Annotated in this window: 16 protein-coding genes and 3 tRNA genes; 3 read left to right on the top strand and 16 right to left on the bottom strand. The window is 44.6% G+C overall.

Translation table 11 applies throughout. The features are described 5' to 3' along the window. Nucleotides 1-452: 452 nt before the first annotated feature. Entirely contained in the window at nucleotides 453-3,425 is a 2,973-nt protein-coding gene (locus HMPREF2955_RS05175) for an outer membrane beta-barrel protein (protein ID WP_070721590.1), read from the bottom strand. 361 nt (nucleotides 3,426-3,786) lie between these two features. Between HMPREF2955_RS05175 and aroB the strand changes: the two genes are divergently transcribed. Together aroB and HMPREF2955_RS05165 are read left to right on the top strand one after the other, a co-directional pair. After that, entirely contained in the window at nucleotides 3,787-4,839 is a 1,053-nt protein-coding gene (gene aroB, locus HMPREF2955_RS05170) for a 3-dehydroquinate synthase (RefSeq protein ID WP_070721623.1), read from the top strand. A 254-nt stretch (nucleotides 4,840-5,093) separates the two neighbouring features. Then, nucleotides 5,094-5,654, top strand: a complete 561-nt coding sequence (locus HMPREF2955_RS05165) for a GNAT family N-acetyltransferase (protein WP_070721589.1) — start codon at nucleotides 5,094-5,096, stop codon at nucleotides 5,652-5,654. 136 nt (nucleotides 5,655-5,790) lie between these two features. Here HMPREF2955_RS05165 and HMPREF2955_RS05160 read toward each other — a convergent pair whose 3' ends face one another. The 3 genes from HMPREF2955_RS05160 to HMPREF2955_RS05150 are packed head-to-tail and all read right to left on the bottom strand — an operon-like array spanning nucleotide 5,791 to nucleotide 6,655. After that, a complete protein-coding gene (locus tag HMPREF2955_RS05160; protein ID WP_070721587.1) occupies nucleotides 5,791-6,081 on the bottom strand; it encodes a DUF1294 domain-containing protein in 291 nt (96 codons plus the stop codon). Nucleotides 6,082-6,085: 4 nt separating this feature from the next. After that, nucleotides 6,086-6,349: a GlsB/YeaQ/YmgE family stress response membrane protein gene (locus HMPREF2955_RS05155; RefSeq protein ID WP_070721584.1), complete on the bottom strand. Its 264-nt coding sequence runs from the start codon at nucleotides 6,347-6,349 to the stop codon at nucleotides 6,086-6,088. 12 nt (nucleotides 6,350-6,361) lie between these two features. Continuing rightward, nucleotides 6,362-6,655 (bottom strand): hypothetical protein, encoded by a 294-nt coding sequence (locus tag HMPREF2955_RS05150; RefSeq protein WP_070721582.1) that lies wholly within the window; start codon nucleotides 6,653-6,655, stop codon nucleotides 6,362-6,364. A gap of 398 nt (nucleotides 6,656-7,053) precedes the next feature. On the opposite strand from HMPREF2955_RS05150, the gene HMPREF2955_RS05145 reads away from it, so the two are divergent. Further along, nucleotides 7,054-7,596: a beta-class carbonic anhydrase gene (locus HMPREF2955_RS05145; RefSeq protein WP_070721581.1), complete on the top strand. Its 543-nt coding sequence runs from the start codon at nucleotides 7,054-7,056 to the stop codon at nucleotides 7,594-7,596. Between the two features lie 134 nt (nucleotides 7,597-7,730). Here HMPREF2955_RS05145 and HMPREF2955_RS05140 read toward each other — a convergent pair whose 3' ends face one another. The 12 genes from HMPREF2955_RS05140 to HMPREF2955_RS05085 form a co-directional block, all read right to left on the bottom strand. Continuing rightward, nucleotides 7,731-9,056, bottom strand: a complete 1,326-nt coding sequence (locus tag HMPREF2955_RS05140) for an McrC family protein (RefSeq protein WP_070721579.1) — start codon at nucleotides 9,054-9,056, stop codon at nucleotides 7,731-7,733. Continuing rightward, nucleotides 9,040-11,139, bottom strand: coding sequence for an McrB family protein (locus tag HMPREF2955_RS05135; protein WP_070721578.1), 2,100 nt, complete (start codon nucleotides 11,137-11,139; stop codon nucleotides 9,040-9,042). Before HMPREF2955_RS05135 ends, HMPREF2955_RS05140 begins: the two co-directional genes overlap by 17 nt. 37 nt (nucleotides 11,140-11,176) lie before the next feature. Beyond that, nucleotides 11,177-12,559, bottom strand: coding sequence for a tRNA uridine-5-carboxymethylaminomethyl(34) synthesis GTPase MnmE (mnmE, locus tag HMPREF2955_RS05130; RefSeq protein WP_070721575.1), 1,383 nt, complete (start codon nucleotides 12,557-12,559; stop codon nucleotides 11,177-11,179). Nucleotides 12,560-12,563: 4 nt separating this feature from the next. Next, complete coding sequence (locus HMPREF2955_RS05125; protein ID WP_019188971.1) at nucleotides 12,564-13,436, bottom strand: nucleoside phosphorylase; 873 nt, start codon at nucleotides 13,434-13,436, stop codon at nucleotides 12,564-12,566. Between the two features lie 189 nt (nucleotides 13,437-13,625). Beyond that, entirely contained in the window at nucleotides 13,626-14,765 is a 1,140-nt protein-coding gene (locus tag HMPREF2955_RS05120; RefSeq protein WP_070721573.1) for a hypothetical protein, read from the bottom strand. 200 nt (nucleotides 14,766-14,965) lie between these two features. After that, nucleotides 14,966-15,565, bottom strand: a complete 600-nt coding sequence (locus HMPREF2955_RS05115; RefSeq protein ID WP_070721571.1) for a 4'-phosphopantetheinyl transferase family protein — start codon at nucleotides 15,563-15,565, stop codon at nucleotides 14,966-14,968. A gap of 130 nt (nucleotides 15,566-15,695) precedes the next feature. Continuing rightward, entirely contained in the window at nucleotides 15,696-16,958 is a 1,263-nt protein-coding gene (gldE, locus tag HMPREF2955_RS05110) for a gliding motility-associated protein GldE (protein ID WP_070721568.1), read from the bottom strand. Nucleotides 16,959-17,030: 72 nt separating this feature from the next. Further along, nucleotides 17,031-17,447, bottom strand: coding sequence for a single-stranded DNA-binding protein (locus HMPREF2955_RS05105; RefSeq protein ID WP_070721567.1), 417 nt, complete (start codon nucleotides 17,445-17,447; stop codon nucleotides 17,031-17,033). Between the two features lie 19 nt (nucleotides 17,448-17,466). After that, on the bottom strand, nucleotides 17,467-18,018 hold the full coding sequence (locus tag HMPREF2955_RS05100; RefSeq protein WP_044260960.1) for a hypothetical protein: 552 nt from the start codon (nucleotides 18,016-18,018) through the stop codon (nucleotides 17,467-17,469). A 23-nt stretch (nucleotides 18,019-18,041) separates the two neighbouring features. Continuing rightward, a tRNA-Gly gene (locus HMPREF2955_RS05095) sits at nucleotides 18,042-18,114 on the bottom strand. 24 nt (nucleotides 18,115-18,138) lie between these two features. Continuing rightward, nucleotides 18,139-18,222, bottom strand: a tRNA-Leu gene (locus HMPREF2955_RS05090). Nucleotides 18,223-18,246: 24 nt separating this feature from the next. Then, a tRNA-Leu gene (locus tag HMPREF2955_RS05085) sits at nucleotides 18,247-18,328 on the bottom strand. Between the last annotated feature and the right edge of the window lie 57 nt (nucleotides 18,329-18,385).

Below are 18,385 nucleotides of genomic sequence, written 5' to 3'. Positions count from 1 at the left end.
CTGCATTTAGCGGCATATTGCACTGCGTTTAGCAGCAAATTGCAGTACATTTAGCCGCAAATGGCCCCAAAACTGGTCCAAACGGCGGCTTTTTGGAATATAAATTCATTTTACCTGCATTTACAACTACCCCCTTTTTGCATAAAACAAACCTTCGCGAGAATCGATTTTTTGCGGCAAGGTGAGCGATTGGTGGACAGAAAGGGCACTCATAATGTTAAATTTCTCACTAAAAACTATACAAAAAGATTGTGCTGCATACGCGTGTGTGTTCAACGGCGAGAAAAGTACATACGCTTACAGGCGCCAGTGAGAGCGGTTGCAGGGAGGGCTGCTCACAGCCAATGGGGACAGCATTATGGAAAACTCGCCCCCTCTCCCCTTGAAGGGGGAGGAGGGGGTGAGGCTGTTGAGTGTGTTGGATTGTGGTTATAGGTGGGTTTAATGTGGGCTTAAAACCCTCCACCCATAGGGCGACCGCTGCCAAAAGGACGCTTTCCGCCAGGAGGAGTGCCGCCAGGTGGAGGACCGATAGGCCCATCGCCGTCGTTGTTGGGCCTGTGATTGCGCATCTGCTGACGAGCATCTTTGCCACCGAAGAGGTTAAAACGATAAACCACATGCAGCATGGCGTAGCTGTTGATGCTGTTATACTCGGTGTCGGTGCGCTGATAAGCGTTGATGGAACGCGAAAAGTTGCTCTGTTGGCGTAGCAAGTCGTAGAATTGAAGGCTCACGCTGAGCGGACTGCCTTTGAGGAAACTTTGTGAAAGTTGGGCATTCCACACCAGTTCGTTGGTGTTAAGGGCGCGGTCGGCATATCCACAACGACTGTTTTGATGTAGGTCGGTAGACAGCTGCATGCCCCACGGAAGAGTGAAGTTGAGTGTGGCGCCGTATGCAAACTGCCAAGTGTTGAGTTTGTTTTGCAATTGCAGCTGGTTCTTTGAATGGGCGTACGTAAACGAACCATCCAGCTCCAACTCTAACCAACTGTTGCGGTAACTTGTGGCTAATCGTTCTGAAACACTTAGCGAACGCGTAACGTTACGCTGTGAACCTGATGTTGAATTAAGGCTAACGTAGCCTACGTAATTGTTATAACCCAGGTTGCTGAAAGTGTTGAAGTTGAAAACACCAGCCGAGTCGATGGCCGTGTTGAACATTAACCCTGCATTTACATTCCAATTGCCATTAATGTTTTCGGGTTGCGTGGTTCTTCCACCCGTTTTTTCGTTGTAGGTTACGCGGTTGCTCACAGCGTTTCGCGTGTTGCTATAATCTAAAAACGACATGAAGGCCTGCTGTCTACGCTCCTTATAGGTGTTATAAAAGAAACGAAGTGAGTTGGTGAACGAGGGCTTGAGGCCTGGATTTCCCCTGTGTATGTTCAAAGGGTCGCTGTCGTCTACGATGTCTAGCAAGTCTGACATTGCTGGTTGCGAAGTAGTTCCGCGGTAGTTGACGCGCAATTGGCTTACATCGCTGAACTTATAGCGCAGTTCGAGTGTGGGCGAAACGTTGAAAACGTGGCGCGTGGTGTCGGCATTTTGGCCCAGATAGGTTTGCGTGAAGTGCGACGATTGGGGCTGAACCATAAAGCCGGCATTGAATTTATGACTCTTTCCCACAAAACGAATCATCATTTCTAGCTCGTGTGTGTAGTTGGTGTAGGCCGAAGAGCGGCTCAATCGCTGGTCCAGATAACTCTCGTAGGGGTTGGTAAGCAAGGAAAGATAGCTGTTCCAACCACGATAAAGCGGCGATAAGGATGAGAAAAAGCCTTCGCCAAGGTTGCTGAAATCGAACGTAGAGCGGTTGCTCGTGGTGCGACTGTAACCGTATTTGTACCTGAATTGCAAGAAAGTGCCTCGCCAAAGAGGTTCGCTATAAGTGGCTTGTAGGCTGTAACTCCATGCTGTTGTGGGCGTGAGGTTGTAGCGGTTGGTTTGGTAAACGGAGTCTTGTCCTGCCTTATTCTTCAATTGGAAAAGATGCACGTCGGTTAAAGCGAGCGATTTGGTGTCGGTGTCCTCATAATCAACGTCGGCACGGAGAGTAACATTTCGTCCGTTTGCACTTAATCGGCGGTTCAGTTGTAACATTCCGCCCGCCTTTTTGTTCTGTGTATAGCTGATATTGTTTTGCGAGTGGGAGTTCACCATCAAGTTTTGAGCCGCCAATTGGGCCATGGCCGACTGGGAAAGTGGGTCGGAAACGTAGTTGTAGGGGTTGTCTTTGTAGGCGGCTGAGGTGCTAGACGAAGTGCCGTCGCTTGTGGAATAGCTGAACGAAGGGCGGAACATGATGTTGGTTAGTGTGTCGGGTTGCCACTCTAAACGCCCGCGAGCGTTCCATTGGTTGCCACGTGTGTAGCTCTGGTTAAGGCTATTGGAAAACGAGGCGGCCGTACTTACAAAGTTTTCTGTTGCCACTTTGCTTTGCACATCGCCGTCAGAGTGGTTCCAACGTACGCTCCAATCAATCTTTAACTTGTTTTTCTTTTCATAGTTAAAGTTTGTTCCAACCATCTTCGAGGCGTTAAGTCCATTGCGATTGCGGCCAAAGTTGCCCCTACCACCGCCACCAGGAAACCCCATGTCGTTGGTGTTGTTGGCATTGGCGAAAAGCATCGCACGATAATCGTCCTTGAAAAAGGCCCCCATAAGTCGGTTGGCATACCGCGATTCGGTGCCAAGAGCGAGGTCGGCATTAGAGAAAACACCCTTGTTCATGCCTTTCTTAATGCCGAAATCGAGTACAGTTTGCTCGTCGCCGTCGTCGATACCAGAGACACGAGCGAGGTCGCTGCGCTCGTCGTACGACTTAATCTTGTCTACAATAGAGGTTGGCAGGTTCTTTAAGGCCGTTTTGGTGTCGCCCGTCATAAACTCTTTACCGTCTACCAAAATCTTTTTCACCTCCTTACCATTGATGGTTATCTTGCCGTCATCGCTTATTTGCGCGCCTGGTAGACGCTTAACCAACTCTTCTATGGTAGAACCTTCGGGCGTTCGGAATGCAGCCGAGTTGTAAACAAAGGTGTCTTCGCGCACCGTTACCTTCACGGCTTGCCCTGTAACAGTGGCTCCTTTAAGCATAATGGCATCGCCATTCATCACAATTTGGCCCAAAGCCATGTCTTTACCGTCGATGTGCAGTTTCTTAAAATAGGAGATATAACCCACACTCGATATTTTGAGCAGGTAATTGCCATCGGCGGGCGCGCTTAATGCGAACTCGCCTTTCTCGTTAGAGATAGCTCCAACAACAAAAGTGCTGTCTGATTTTAACAGTTGAACCGTAGTTTGTGTAACGGGTTCGTGGGTGTCGCGGTCGGTAAGCGTGCCGCTAATCTTACGTTCTTGTGCCTTTGTAACCGCTGCAACAAAGCATAACAAGATAACTAAACAATATTTATTCATAAACCAAATTTCTTTTAAGGCGCTTGGGGTGGCTACGTCTTTTGTTTTTATTAGTTGGCGAGTTAACCAGTTGACCTGTTGACGAGTTGACAAGTTAACAAGATAACGAGTTGACAAGTTTATCGGTTGACAAGCTGATGAGTTAACGAGTTAACAGGTTGCCAAGGCTTGCAAGTTTTCCTTGCTTACCCAGATACTAGCCATGTTAAGCGCGGCAAAGCCTCACTTTTGAGTGCCGCTTTACGTATGTGACGATGAAAAGGAAAAAGGGTTTAATGGGTTAAACGAAATTTCCACAATGAAATTTTGCTGGTTTGGCGGTTTGTTTTAACTTTGTGAGAACAATAAACCTAACATGGACATGATGCAAGAAGTTCTTATTTCAGACAATTTGGAGCGAGATTTGGCGCACGCCATCGACGTTTGCGCGCCCGATAAGCTGTTTGTGCTAACAGACAAGACAACAAGAGAACATTGTTGGCCAAAGATAGAAGGATTTGATTGCGTGAAAGGGGCTAAGTTGATAACCATTCCTTCGACAGACGAGCATAAGAACATCGCAACGCTTTCGACGGTGTGGGAAATGTTGAGCGAACAAGACGGAACACGCCGCTCGTGTCTGATAAACCTTGGCGGAGGAATGGTGACGGACTTGGGAGGATTTGCTGCGGCCACTTTTAAAAGGGGCATTAACTTTATCAATATCCCAACAACGCTGTTGGCTATGGTGGATGCAGCCGTGGGAGGTAAAACAGGTATTAACTTTAACGGACTGAAAAACGAGATTGGCGCGTTTTGTAATGCCCGGTTTGTTCTGCTTAATACGTTGTTTCTCGATACGCTTGACGACAAGAACACGCGTTCGGGTTATGCCGAAATGCTGAAACATGGCTTGATAAGCAACGAACGGATGTGGGCTGAACTGTTGAATTTCGACCTTGGAGAGCCCAATTGGGGACGATTGCAGCAGATGGTGGCCCAATCGGTAAGGGTGAAAGAGGAGGTGGTTGCAAAAGATCCCCACGAGCAGGGGCTGAGAAAGGCTCTGAATCTTGGGCATACCGTGGGTCACGCATTCGAGTCGATGGCTCTACATAGAGGCCAACCTATATTGCATGGCTATGCGGTGGCCTTCGGTTTGGTGTGCGAGCTGTACCTGTCGACGTTTAAAACAAACTTTCCTACAAGCAAAATGCGCCAAACGGTGCAGTTTATTCGTAGCTATTATGGTACGTTTCCGCTATCGTGCAACGACTACGACGACCTTATTGAACTGATGCAACACGATAAGAAAAATATATCAGCAGGCATAAACTTCACGCTTTTAGAAGACATCGGTAAGCCAATTATCAATCAAACCGCTACAAGGGACGAGATAAAAGAGGCTCTCGACTTTTTTAGGGAGACGATGTAAGAAACTGCCAACATGGGACGACATTGAGAGAAGTGCGTATCACGAATGGTTAAACAGCCACATTGTCATTGATGCGGCAGCAAAAACCATTAGGTAGTGTGCAACGGAACTAAAAGAAAGAGTTTTTGAGCCTACAAAGGATGTGCATTTTAAGAAGAAAGAATAATTATATTACCAACGATGCGGCACATGTCCGTATCACAGTCAATTCTTTTACATACAGAGTTATTACAGTAGATATAATATAAAGAGAAATGGAATTACAAACAAAACGCCTGATTTTAAGGCCATGGCAGGAAAGTGATGCAGAATCACTTTATAAGTATGCGAGTAATCCTAACGTTGGTCCCATTGCAGGGTGGCCACCACATACCAGCGTAGAGAACAGTCGTGAGATCATAAAGAACGTACTCTCTGCTCCAGAAACCTTTGCAGTTGTACTAAAAGAAACGGGCGAAGTTGTTGGCAGCATTGGCATAATGACCGCAAAAAGTGAAATCCATAGCGCAAGGATGGCAGACAACGAGTGTGAGATTGGTTATTGGATTGGTGAACCCTATTGGGGACAAGGCCTAATACCAGAAGGGGTAAACGAATTACTTCGATATGCTTTTGAAAACTTACAGCAAACTACGGTTTGGTGTGGGTACTATGATGGTAACGAGAAATCAAAACGAGCACAAGAGAAATGTGGGTTCATTTACAGCCATACAGAAGAAAACAAGCCTGTTCCATTGATGAACGACTTTCGAACAGAGCATTTTACCAAGATAACTTTGGAGGATTGGAAGAAACGTATCGGCGGTTTGAAGTAAGTGGCAAGATCATTTTCGATGAGAACAACGCCATTAAAGGGATGGTATCCTTGATTTAAATCATCTCTGGATGGTCTTCATACCAATATGAAATGTAAGTTTTATGTACTCGAACTGGGGAGGGGAATGTTATTAGCTATACGCTGTTTGCCTTATATAAGGCAAACAGCAATAAGGCGAATTGAGCCATCATTATCAAGGGAATGCCATACTTAAACTTTTTGTGAAGCGTTTTATGGTGCCATACCTTCATGCCAAGCCATGAACCAATGCTACCTCCAATGGCGGCAACAGTTAAAAGTGTGGGTTCGGAAATGCGCCATTGGGCATGTTGGGCCTTCCATTTGTCTATGCCAAACAGAACTAAGCCCAACACGTTGACGATAATGAAGTAAACAAGAACGAAAGATAATGGAAACTCTTTCATCGTTCTAGTTAAATATTTTCTTCCAAATCCATAGTACGGTCACAGCCCCAAGTACGCAGAAAACGAAGTTGGTGAGATAACCTCTGCCAAACAATTCAATGTTCAACAAATGACTGATAAGCGTACCAGCATAGCTACCCACAACGCCTACGACAAAGTTCATGCAGCAGCCTTTTCCTTCGCCGCTCATGATGCGATTGGCAATGTAGCCAATCAAGAAACCCGTCAGTATGGGCCATGCTGTAAAATCTGCAATATGGTCTAACATAAGCCGTCTGTTTTAACATCCCTTTCCGTCAAGGCTGCAAGCGGCACCTTCCTGAGCGTCTTCTATCTTTATGTCGTCTAAGGCAAACTGCACGTTTCCGTTTTCCAGCAAAAAGCACGGAATACCAACGCTACCATGTTGTTTAACCTCGGCAAACGCAGGGTTGTTGTCGCGAAGGGCCAAGAATTGCTTTAAGTTTCTTACGTGTTCACCAATATCTATCAATTCGTAGGCAGGATTATCCGCCAGTTGTGCCTTTACCTGAACGCAATCCGGACAGGTTGACATTACAAATACCTTAGTCATAATCTATTGTTTATCTATTTTATTTTTAAACGTTACGTCATCGAAGTTGATTGGCGTTCTTTGACGTGAGTTTGTTCTTTGCTAATGCAAAGTTACAGTAAATTATCTGAAATCCACCTTCTTGCATAATGTATCTGAAACTGCTCTTGTTTTTGTGTCGCATCCTTAGCCTAAGCTTTCAAGGTAAAGCAAAAACAACTCTTGGCACGTTGTAATTGCTGTATGCACCTGCATGGAATGGTCTTTGAATTGTTAATAATACTTTGTAGATGGGCAGTTATTTATGCCAACTTAGCATAAGGTAGGGGAAAATGTTGTAAATTAGCATTCGCAATTTTATTGCAAGCGCTTTAAGCATTTAATGAAATAAACAAGTTTCAACACTAAATACCTAGGTTATGATAGACCAGATTATGAACCACAACAAGACTTTTGTGGCGCAAAAAGGCTACGAAAAGTATATCACGGATAAGTATCCAGACAAGAAATTGGCTGTGCTTTCTTGCATGGACACAAGACTTACCGAACTTCTTCCCGCAGCATTGGGACTAAAAAACGGTGATGCAAAGATTATCAAGAATGCAGGAGGCTTGGTTATTTCTGCCTTCGATTCGGCCATGCGAAGTCTTATTGTGGCCATTTACGAACTGGGTGTGAAAGAAATCATGGTGGTGGCTCACTCGCATTGCGGTGCTTGCCACATGAACTACGACCACTTTCACCACGAAATGATTGCCCGTGGCATAACAGACGAGACGCTAAACACCATCCGTAAATGTGGAATAGACCTCAACTCTTGGCTTGAAGGTTTTAAAGATACGCATACTTCTGTGCGCAAAACCGTAGATACCATCAAAACTCATCCGCTAGTTCCAAAAGATGTTGTGGTTCGTGGGTTTATCATTGATTCCGAAACAGGGGCGTTAGAAGAGATTTATTAAGTAGCTTACGTGTTTTAAACGAGCCTTCTCCAAAAGGCCAATTCCTTGTTGGAGAAGGTTCTGATAGGCATATACTGTCCCCTGTTATTTCAGTTAAGAAGAGTGGAATGTATATAGGTTCACCTCTCCCATAACTATATTTTAAGTTGGAATTGCGATTTAAGTGCTACTTCCGAATACTTCATGTCTGCTGTAAACTTGCTGTAGTCACTTGCCGTCTGGGGTATGGAATAATGATATGTTTGTAGTTCGGCACTATTCTCTTCTCCATGACCTAGTAAATAAGATACTTCTTGGCCATTAGTATGACTTGGATGAATGAATATTCCACGTCTTCCTTTCAGTCGATACATGTAGCTGATCATTTGATGTGTATCATCTCGGTTGGCGTCCCACTTATATTTTGCATCAATAACGATGCTATCTTGTTCCCTATAAAAGTCTGGATAGCGTGGAATCTTTTTGTTTTTAGCCAGATAAATGCGGCCAGACCCTTTTTTGTTGTTGGGATGTTTAAAGCCTTCTTTTGTAAGAATGGTGGCAATATACTCCTCCCATAGATAGGATGCATCGAACACTACACCATGTATTTTATTATCCTGTACCCCATACTTTACTTTCTCATTCCTCAATATTCGTAGGCATAGTTTTTGAAGAGGCGTATAACGAGAGTAATAAGGGTGGCTTATGGTTTTTGAATTGCTTTTTATAACCTTTTCTCTTTCCTGTTTATTGTAGCGTGGCGTTGCAGCAATGATTTGTGCTACGCATGTGCGAGTCTCTGCGTTGTTTTCTAATACCTCCTTTCCTAATTTGCTTTTGCTGATATAGTCAATTGTGTGACGTATCAATTGGGTTACATGATTATCATGACTAAACTCTCGTGTGCGGTATGCAACACGCCCATTAAAAGGCAAATTCCTTTTTAGATGTCTGCTAATGTCTATTTTGCCCCGCAGATTGGCGTCGTTATATTCATTTCGTTGATATTCTTTGTATATTCCTTGCATTAATGCATCGTTGAGAAGTTTTGGGAATAGGTACAGTAGAAAGTTGAATGTGGGCTCATCCGTTGTACTGTGTGAAAGATTGACGATGTTTATAGACAAAACTTTTTGAAGCATATAATGCAAGAAAAAGTCTTCTTCTGCTTTTGGAGAAAAGCGTGAATGGATGGAAATAGCGTGTCCGTTGGCACTAATAAAGCCTATTGTGTTGCCTGTTTGCAAGGTGGCTTTGGTGCATTGTTTCCCTTTCCAATGAGTTTGTAGTGACAGAAGGTATTGCTGACCAATGCTATCCTCGCACTTGTCGAATGAATAAGGGTAGATAAGTAGGCTATTTTCATTCTCATCTAGAATGTCTGATATCTTCTTATTTGCGATATTTTGCAATGATAGAAACGTTTCAAGATTGTCGGGCGCTGAAGAATATGAGGCATTATCAGTTAATTTCATCATTGTTGTTCCCCTTATAATATATCTGCTGCAACATATCTAAATTCTCCATTGCATTGGCAGTACCTCTTAGATACTCGAAAAGAACCCCTTTCAGATGGTTATCCCAAAGATGCATGTAGGCGGCCGTCTTGTTTGAATGGTCTTCGTTTAGGTAAAGGCTTAGTTTGCTAAAATATGCTCCGCCAATATGATATGCCGAGTTAAGCCCCTCAATGCCCGTATTGGTTTCTTCGTCCCATATCGCGGCATTTAGACGCCTCATTACTTCAACCACTTCGTCTTTCATTTCTTGAAATTCGTCTAACATTGCTGTATTTTCGTTAGCCTTTATTTCTTCCCATGCAAAACGTCGGCGCATGGCGAAATCCATACTTTCAACACTTCTGTCTATATCGTTCATTGTTCCGATGATGTACACATTTTCAGGAACAAAGAAATATTCACAAAACGGATCCGTCTTATCGCTTATCATATTTTGATATTGCGTTTTAACCATTCCCTTTCCTCCCCGATAAGCAGGATCAATGCTGAAGAAAAGCTCTCCAAATATCTTTGACATTTCCCCACGATTTATTTCATCAATGATGAAGACGAACTTCTTTGATGGATCATTTTGAATGTCGTTAGGTTGGTTGCTAAGATAATGATCTTTTATATAGTCTCCAATTGACTTTATATATGTGTCATTAGGATGCCAAACTCCGTTTGCGATGTAGTCAGACATTCTTCTATCTGAAATACTCCATCCTGATTTGTCAGGAACAGAGATGAGTTGATTTTCGTTTAGTGCAGTTTTAATGATCGTATTACTTCTGAAACTTTTGATGTCGACGTTTCCTTTTTCTCTTAATTCGTCTTTAAAGGCCTGTATCGCGTCTGAAATAGATTTTAATGCTACGAAACAGCTCTTGCCTTTTATTGCCTTTTTGCAAAATTCTTTGAATACGCCATCTTTTCTTTCAAACCCTATGTTGCCATTTCCGTCAGGCGGAGTAGGACGCAATCCTTCAACAAAGTCTGTATAATCATATGATGGATGAAATTGAACGAACTCATATTCTGCGTTCATTGCCTCTGCTATGCCTTTTGCCAAGTAAGTTTTTCCAGTTCCAGGAGCACCGGTTAGGATGAGATTCTTGTTCGTTTCTAACAACTTTACGTATCTGTCGACCATTTCCTTTTTTTTGTTGTTTTTTAGCAAATAGTCCTGTATGTAATGAGGAATTTCGTCTTTCTTGCTCAGTGTTACGTAAGGCGACCATTGCGTTTCAGGTGATTTTATGCCCAATTCGGTAACATGTATATACCCCTGTTTGTTAAAGCACAGCCAAGCCACATCTGTATAATGTGAATAGAAAGAGTCATTCCCTTCTTCATCTGTTCCTGCATAGTGAATATGTTTCTCGTATTTGTATTGAGATAAGGCAATTCCAATGCCCCATAACCCATGGTTGTTATTTGTACAGCATACGATGTCCCCCTCGTTAATTTGTTTTATTAACGTGAAAGCCCTAATCGCCGCAGAGTCATTTTGATATTCCTGTTTAATTTTGTCTATGTTATAGTCCGTGTAATCTGTACTATTCCAGCCTATTGACATGATGTTCTTAGACAAGAAACTTTGCCATGCCTCCTCTTTTTGTCCCTGACAATGTGTAGGGCAAATAAAATAGCATTTGCGTTGTTGTTGTAAATCTTTGATGTTAGCATTATAAGGTATAAGAAACTTGGGGGTGTCTTTTTCTATTCCTAGCGTTGCCATGAAACTTTCAAATTGCTCTGATAGGAAATCATCTGCTAATTCTTTGTACAATTTTAATTCTAGAAACTTGGAATTGGTTTGTGTACCATCTCCGTGTTTTTTTGTATGTTTCTCTATTGTGTTGTTCTTGTAACCAACAAATCGGCTTGGAGCAAAAAGCAAGGTGTTTCCAAATGGTTCTACCACAAACCATTTTCCACGTTTGAAACGTTCCAAAGCCCATTCTTTATCCTCTGCAATATCACTCTTTGCATAAGCGTATAGCGTATAGATGTTTTTCACAACATCAATTCTGTTTTCAATAAAATCGGTTCTTTCCATGTCTTTTGTTTTGTAGATAAAAGTGATTATATTACAATCATTTTCCGATGCAAAAATGCTTAAAGATGTTGCCAAGAACCTCATTAGAGGTGATGCTGCCCCCTGCTATCTCGGCTAGGAAATGCAGACATTGGCGCAGGTCTTCGGCAAGAAGGTCGCCGCTGAGGTCGAGAGCGATGCCTTCGAGGACGCGTTGGATGCTTGTGAGCGCGTGCGAAAGGGCCTCATAATGGCGTACGTTGGTAACAACCACATCGTTTTCGTGTATCTCTGGAATGTTTGCCGCGTTGTAGATGCAAGTTTCTAGGGTTTCGATATTGGTGTTAAACTTGGCCGAAACGGATACGAATGTGGGCTGTTCGGTCCAAGAGAAAGAAGGGAAGACAAACGATTGTGCGTCGGTTTTGTTTGAAACAACAATGAGGCGCTTACCTCGCGTGTGCGCGTTCATCTCTTCTATTTCGCTTAATGCGGGCACTTTGTCTATCACCCAAAGCACAATGGCGGCCTCGGTTAGCTTTTGATAAGTACGTTCTATGCCCAACGACTCAATCTCATCGCTTGTCTTTCTAATGCCTGCCGTGTCGATAAAGCGGAAGTTGATGCCGTTAATCTGTATGGTATCTTCAATCACGTCGCGCGTAGTGCCATGAATATCGCTGACGATGGCACGTTCTTCTTTCAGCAATCGGTTAAGCAAAGTGCTTTTCCCAACGTTGGTTTTGCCCACGATGGCCACCGATATGCCTGCCTTTATCGCCCTTCCTGTTTCGAACGAAGTGGCGAGCGTTGCTATTTTTGTGCGAATTTCTTCGGCCAAGGCTTGCAATTCTTGGCGGTCGGCGAAGGTTACGTCTTGGTCGCTGAAATCTAGTTCCAGCTCAATTAGCGACGTTATGTGCAGCAACTTGTCTCTAAGTGCAGCGAGTTCGCCAGAGAAATGGCCGCGCAGTTGGCCCAAAGCCAACTGCGCACTGGCCCTATTGGTGGCTGCAATGAGGTCGGCCACGGCCTCGGCTTGGCTCAAATCCATCTTTCCATTAAGGAAAGCACGTTGTGTAAACTCGCCTGGTTGCGCTTGCCGACATCCCAATCTCACCAGTAGTTTAAGCACTTCGTTTAGTATATAGGCGGAGCCGTGGCACGAAATCTCCACTGAATTTTCGCCCGTGTACGAATGCGGAGCGCGAAAGCACGTAACGAGAACTTCGTCGATGGTTTGCTCTCCTTCGTCTACAATGTGTCCGTATTGCACTGTTTGTGGTGGTAGTGCATGCAATTTTTTGTCTTTGGGCGCTTTAAAGGCGCGGTCTACGATGTCGATGGCATCGTTACCCGACACGCGTATCACGCCCAAAGCCCCGCCAGCAGAAGTGGCCAAGGCACATATTGTTTGACGGTCGTTTAATGGGGCTTGCATTTCTTTAAATTCTTTCGAGTACCAGTTTTATTAGTTCGTCTATCGAGTTCTTATAGTTAGCATTCACGTTCTTTGCTCGTCTGTTGGCAATTACCATGCAACAGGTTACGGCTTTATGTCCCATCAGTCGGGCAAGACCTGCCAATGCACTGCTTTCCATTTCGAAATTGGTGATGCGATAGCCATTGTATTCAAAGCTTTCTACCTTTTCGTTTTGCTTAGGGTCGGCCAGTGGTATGCGCAACTCTCTGCCTTGGGGACCGAAAAAGCCACCGCAGGCGATGGTAACACCTCGTACCATCTCGTCGCCGGCAATTCGTTCGAGGGTTTCTTTGTCGGCATCGATAACGTATGGCGCGCATAATTGTGGGTTCCATTGCATGTGCTGTTTGAAAGCTTCTTCGAAAGGCAGGTCGCAAACGTCGTTACGACCGCTGTAAAAGTTAAGCAAACCATCAAAGCCAATGCTCTTTTCGCTAGCGATGAATGTGCCAACGGGCGTGTATTCTTGCAGTCCGCCGCAGGTTCCAATCCTCACTAAGGTAAGTTGGCGTAGCTGTTCTTTCTCCGTTCTGGTTTTAAAGTCGATGTTGGCTAGCGCGTCCAGTTCGTTTAGCACGATGTCAATGTTGTCGCATCCAATACCCGTACTAACCACAGAGATACGTTTTCCGTGGTAGGTTCCTGTGATAGTGTGGAACTCGCGGCTCTCGATGTCGCACTCTTTACTGTCGAAATGCGAGGCAACGAGCGACACTCTTCCTGGGTCGCCCACTAAGATAACCTTGTCGGCAAGTTGTTCGGGCTTTACGTGGAGATGGAAAATACTTCCGTCTCCGTTGATGATGAGTTCAGACTCTGCAAAGAATTTAGGCATAATATTGAATGAATTAAAGGTATGAATGAGGCTGTAAGTTCATGAGCTTATGCGTTCATGAGTTTGTAAGTTCGTCAGTTTATCAGCCCGTAAGGTCATGAGTTCATGAGTTTTGTGGGTTTATAAAGTCATGAGATCGTAGGTTCATAACTTTCTGAGTTCATGCACAACCTCGTTATATCTGTCGTTCTACTTGTTCTCGTAGTTTCTGATGGCCTTCTCCGTGCTGTGTATTTTGGCGTCCAACTGCTCAACGTTTTTCTCCAAAGCTTTAATAGCCTCGGCCTCGTTGTAGCGTCCCTTGTGGTAGATGGCGCGTTTCTCTTCTAGTGTCTGCACGGCCTTGGCCTGTTTTTTATATAACTCGGTGAGTTCCATGTATAGTTCCTTCCCTTGCTTTGTCTTGAAGTCGGATAGGGAAGTGTACACTTTTGCATCGTTGATGGGGAAACGAAAAGCTGTGGTCTTCGCAGTCTTTGCACCACGTGCTTTGAGCGATTCGATGCTTTTTAGGGCTTGCTCCCTATTACCAAACGACCATGTTTGGGCGATGCTGCTTAGCTTGGCCAACGATTCCAGTTGCTGTTGGCTCACTTCGCCCTCCTTGAACGATAGACGTTGGGCTGTTGGTACAAACGTGTAGATGCACACTTTGCCTTCGGGTTGAAACCTATCGCTCACCAACCAGCCCAGGTTGTCCATCTCGTCGATGGCCAGCAGATAGTCGTTGGCGGTAGAGTTAAACGGCATTCCGTAGTTTTCGGGTTGAAAAAACTTACCCGTTTCTCCGTCTTTGCGCGTCATAAAGAGGTCGTACCCACCCAAACTGTTGGCTCCCTTGGCTGCAAAAAACAGGGTTATGCCGTCTGCCATGAGGAAAGGGTAGTTTTGTTGTTCAAATTCGTCGCCTATTTCGCTGAGTCTTTGTGGGTCGCTCCATTCTGTTCCGATGCGGTCGGAAGTATAAATGGCCGACCTTCGTGTGGAATCGCCTTCCGAATAGTAGATGGTGTTCTTAAATTCGTTCTCATAAACAGAACCATCCAGGTACTTATGTTCCTTAAAGAAGGCGGGGTAGGACATCAGTGTTCCTGCCTCTGGGTTCAGTGGAATGCTCGAAAGGAAACGCGATTTCTCCACAACAACACTGTCAACAAACATCACTTTGGCCGTTGCACCCAGCATATTGCGGTACAATAGGTCGGCTGCGCTTAGTTGCACTGGTTGTGGTTTGGGCTTAACCGTGGCTCTCGCCTTTTTTCTTTGCGCGTAACCAGTGGTGCATAAACAAGCTAAGATGAGCGTAAATATAAGATATCTTTTCTTCATTTTCGTCTAGATTATACCGCAAAGTTACGCATTTTATACAAGTTTACATAACGATTGACACTATTTATCTTGATTTTAGGGTTGCTTTGTCTTTAAATGAGGGATAAAAGCGTTTGTTGCAACGCCTCACATCCTGCATCGTTCGGTTGATGGGGTAGGGGAAAGTGTGCTTTATTTTGCTGTGCAAGTTGGCAGTTGGCTTATATGCAAACCATCGTGAAACCATTAAAACGAGAATAACGAGCAGAAACAAGAAGGTTTCTTTTGAGGTTTCTGCCAACGATAGTACCATTATCTTCGACCTTGAAAGGCTTCAAATAGATGTCAGACGACAACAAATTATCGGATGAAAAGTATTTGAAAATGGTTTCTTTGGCACACCATGCCAATAAAAGGTGGGCGTTGGTGGGCATCGTTTCATTGGTGTTGACAAACTTATGGGCTATTCTGCTCACCCTGTTGCTATCGTATTCAACATCTACTGCTACTTCGCGAGTAGTAGAAAGCATCAGTGCCACAAGTCCCTTGGTATGACTTATGCTCACATGATAGCCCTTAACTAGGGGCTTTCCGTTGCTGTCGTGTTCAATAGTAAGTTTTGTGTTTTTCGTCATTTCGATGAGTAAGGCTCGTGTTGCCAGTTTCTCCATGCGCCTTTGTTTACTTCCGATGGTGTTTATCTCCTTTCGAAAGCCGTTCAGGCATGGATAGTTGTCGAAGAAGAAACGTTCTTCTTCGGTCAAAGTCCACAGTCCAAGGGTGGCATCTTCGCCTAAACGCTCTATACGCAAAAGGGGCATAATGGGGAATTAAATGTATTAAAAGACATAAGAGAAACACAGCAGGTGCATAAATCTCTTAGAGCGCGGGGGGGGGTATAGGGGAAATGTAGGGGCGAGAAACAATTGATGTAGAGCGTATTGAGAGGGGTTAAGGATGAACAACAACCTTCACTCTACTTATGCGGCGCTCTTCGATGGCGAGTATTTCGAACAGGTAATTCTTGTAATTCAGGCGTTCGCCAATCGAGGGGAAGTCGCCTTTAAGTTCAAGAAGAAGGCCGGCCAGTGTGTCGGCACCGCCTTCAACCTCACTAAATTCCTCGTCATCCACTTCGAGTATCCTGCACAAATCGCTCAACAGCGTTTTACCATCGAAGATAAACGTGTTGTAATTCAACTTGGTATAGGTCTTCTCCGTCTCGTCGTCGTACTCGTCATTAATCTCTCCAACTATTTCTTCGAGGATGTCTTCTAGCGTAACAAGTCCGCTAGTGCCGCCAAATTCGTCTACAACAATGGCAATATGTATTTTGTTCTCTTGGAAATCGCGCAACAAATCGTCAATCTTTTTCGTTTCGGGAACGAAATATGGCGGCCTAATCAGGCTCTGCCACCTAAACGTATGCGGTTTCGTTAGGTGCGGCAAGAGGTCTTTTACATACAGCACTCCTTTTATATTGTCCGTGTTGTCTTGATATATAGGAATTCGGCTGTAATTGTTTTCCTTGATACTTTCCAGCACTTCGCTGAAATTACACTTGATGTCGATGTCCACAATGTCTTTTCGGCTGGTCATTATCTCCTTAGCCGTTTCGTCACCAAAACGTATGATGCCTTGCAACAGTTTCTCTTCGTCTTTCAGTTCTTCTTTGTTGGTTAGCTCCAAGGCCTGTTCCAAGTCGTCAACGCTTAGCGTAACACTTTCTTTTCCCATCATTTTTTCGGCCAGCATACCCGTTTTGAGGAGCACTGTTTCGAGTGGCCAAAAGAGTTTTCGGAGAAACAGCACGCCCGCAACACTCCTGCGGCAGAACAACAAGGGGGCTTGTCGGCTCAACACCTTGGGCATGATTTCGCCAAAGAGCAGCAAAAGGAAAGTGAGGAGGATGGTTAGGATGAGGAATTGCAGCCAATAGGCCCGCGGACCAAAGTGCACGATGTTGGCAAACACGTAGTTAAGCAACATGATTATGGTAACATTCACAAAGTTGTTTGTGATGAGGATGGTGGCCAACGTGCGTTCCGAGTCCTCACGCAACATGTTGATGTTTTTGTCTTTAAGGCTCTTTTCCAAGTCGAGTTCGGAAATGTCGGATGGCGAAAGGCTGAAAAACGCAATTTCCGAACCACTGGCAAAGCCCGAAACGCCAAGCAGAACTATTGCCAAGACAAACGCAAAAACAACACCCATCGTTGGATGTTGTACGTATATGTCTGAGAATGCATTATAGAAAAAGGAGGTATCCAAAATCTACGAACAATGTTAAAATGGTAATTGATTGTCTTTCTGCTCTTCCGACTGTTCCGTTCGGGCACTTGACTCGTGGGCTTGCGGCTCTTGTCTGCTTAGGTTTTTGGGTGTAAGCATTTCCAAGCTGTCTGCCCAAATCTCGGTTACATATTGGCGTTTGCCTTGTTTGTCGTCGTAACTTCTGTATCTCACCTTGCCTTCAACATACAGTTTGTCGCCCTTATGCACGTATTTTTCAACAGTCTTGGCCAAGCTTTTCCAAAACACTACCGTGTGCCAGTCTGTTCTGTCGGGCACTTTCGTGCCGTTTTGCAGCGTGTAGCCCCGTTCGGTTGTGGCCAATGAAACTTGCGCCACAGCCGTATCGGCCTCGTAATAATGAACTTCGGGGTCTTTCCCAACGTTCCCTATCAGCATCACCTTATTCATATAGCCCTGGCCATTAAGTTTATTTCCATCTGCCCAAGTACCTAAACCTAAAATTCTTTCCTTTGGGTGAGGGGAATTGCGAACGTCTGTCCACGCGCTCGCTTAGGTTGTCTATCATGCGGTCGTAGCAGTCTTGTCCCGACATGGCTTTGCATTGAACCACGAAATGGGTGTCGCGATACTCGTATTTGCCCGTAGATGGAACAAGCACCACGCGTTTGAAGTCTAGTTCGCCTTCGTACCATCCCGGTCGTTCCTCTGTTAGGCGCGTCATAGCTGTTGCAGCCAAGTCGCGTCTGTCGTACCCATTGCTTACGGGCAACTGTTGTACGGCCTTTTTCTGCTTAAAGTCGAGCATTGTAGCTGCAACGGTCTTGATGATGATGAAATAAACTCGTGGGCGAACTTTATAACGTTTAGGATAATACACATCACTAGCCACATAGTCACGGATATCGTTTTCCAAGTCGATGTTCATGCCTATTTCCGGGATAGATTGAAGAAAGTCAAGTGCTTTTTCTACATTATCAACTAACGTTTCCTTATCAAAATATCTTAAGTATAAATTCATTGATAAATATGTTTCTCTGTAAGAGCGGAAAACGAGACTCGAACTCGCGACCCCAACCTTGGCAAGGTTGTGCTCTACCAACTGAGCTATTCCCGCGTCACTAAATAAAAAATACAAATGTGAAGAGGAGGAGACTCGAACTCCCACGAAGCAATTTTCACTACCCCCTCAAAGTAGCGCGTCTACCAATTCCGCCACCTCTCCATCATAAGTCAATCTGAATAAATGTGCCCAGAACAGGACTCGAACCTGCACGCTGTTAAACACACGCACCTGAAACGTGCGCGTCTACCAATTCCGCCACCTGGGCAGCAACTAGTGTTATTCAGAATGTTGAGCGGAAAACGAGACTCGAACTCGCGACCCC

Source organism: Prevotella sp. HMSC073D09, from assembly GCF_001814145.1.
In the GTDB taxonomy this organism is placed as follows: Bacteria; Bacteroidota; Bacteroidia; order Bacteroidales; family Bacteroidaceae; genus Prevotella; species Prevotella conceptionensis.
Note: the sequence above shows the minus strand (reverse complement) of the source record. Positions and strands in the feature narration are given on the sequence as shown.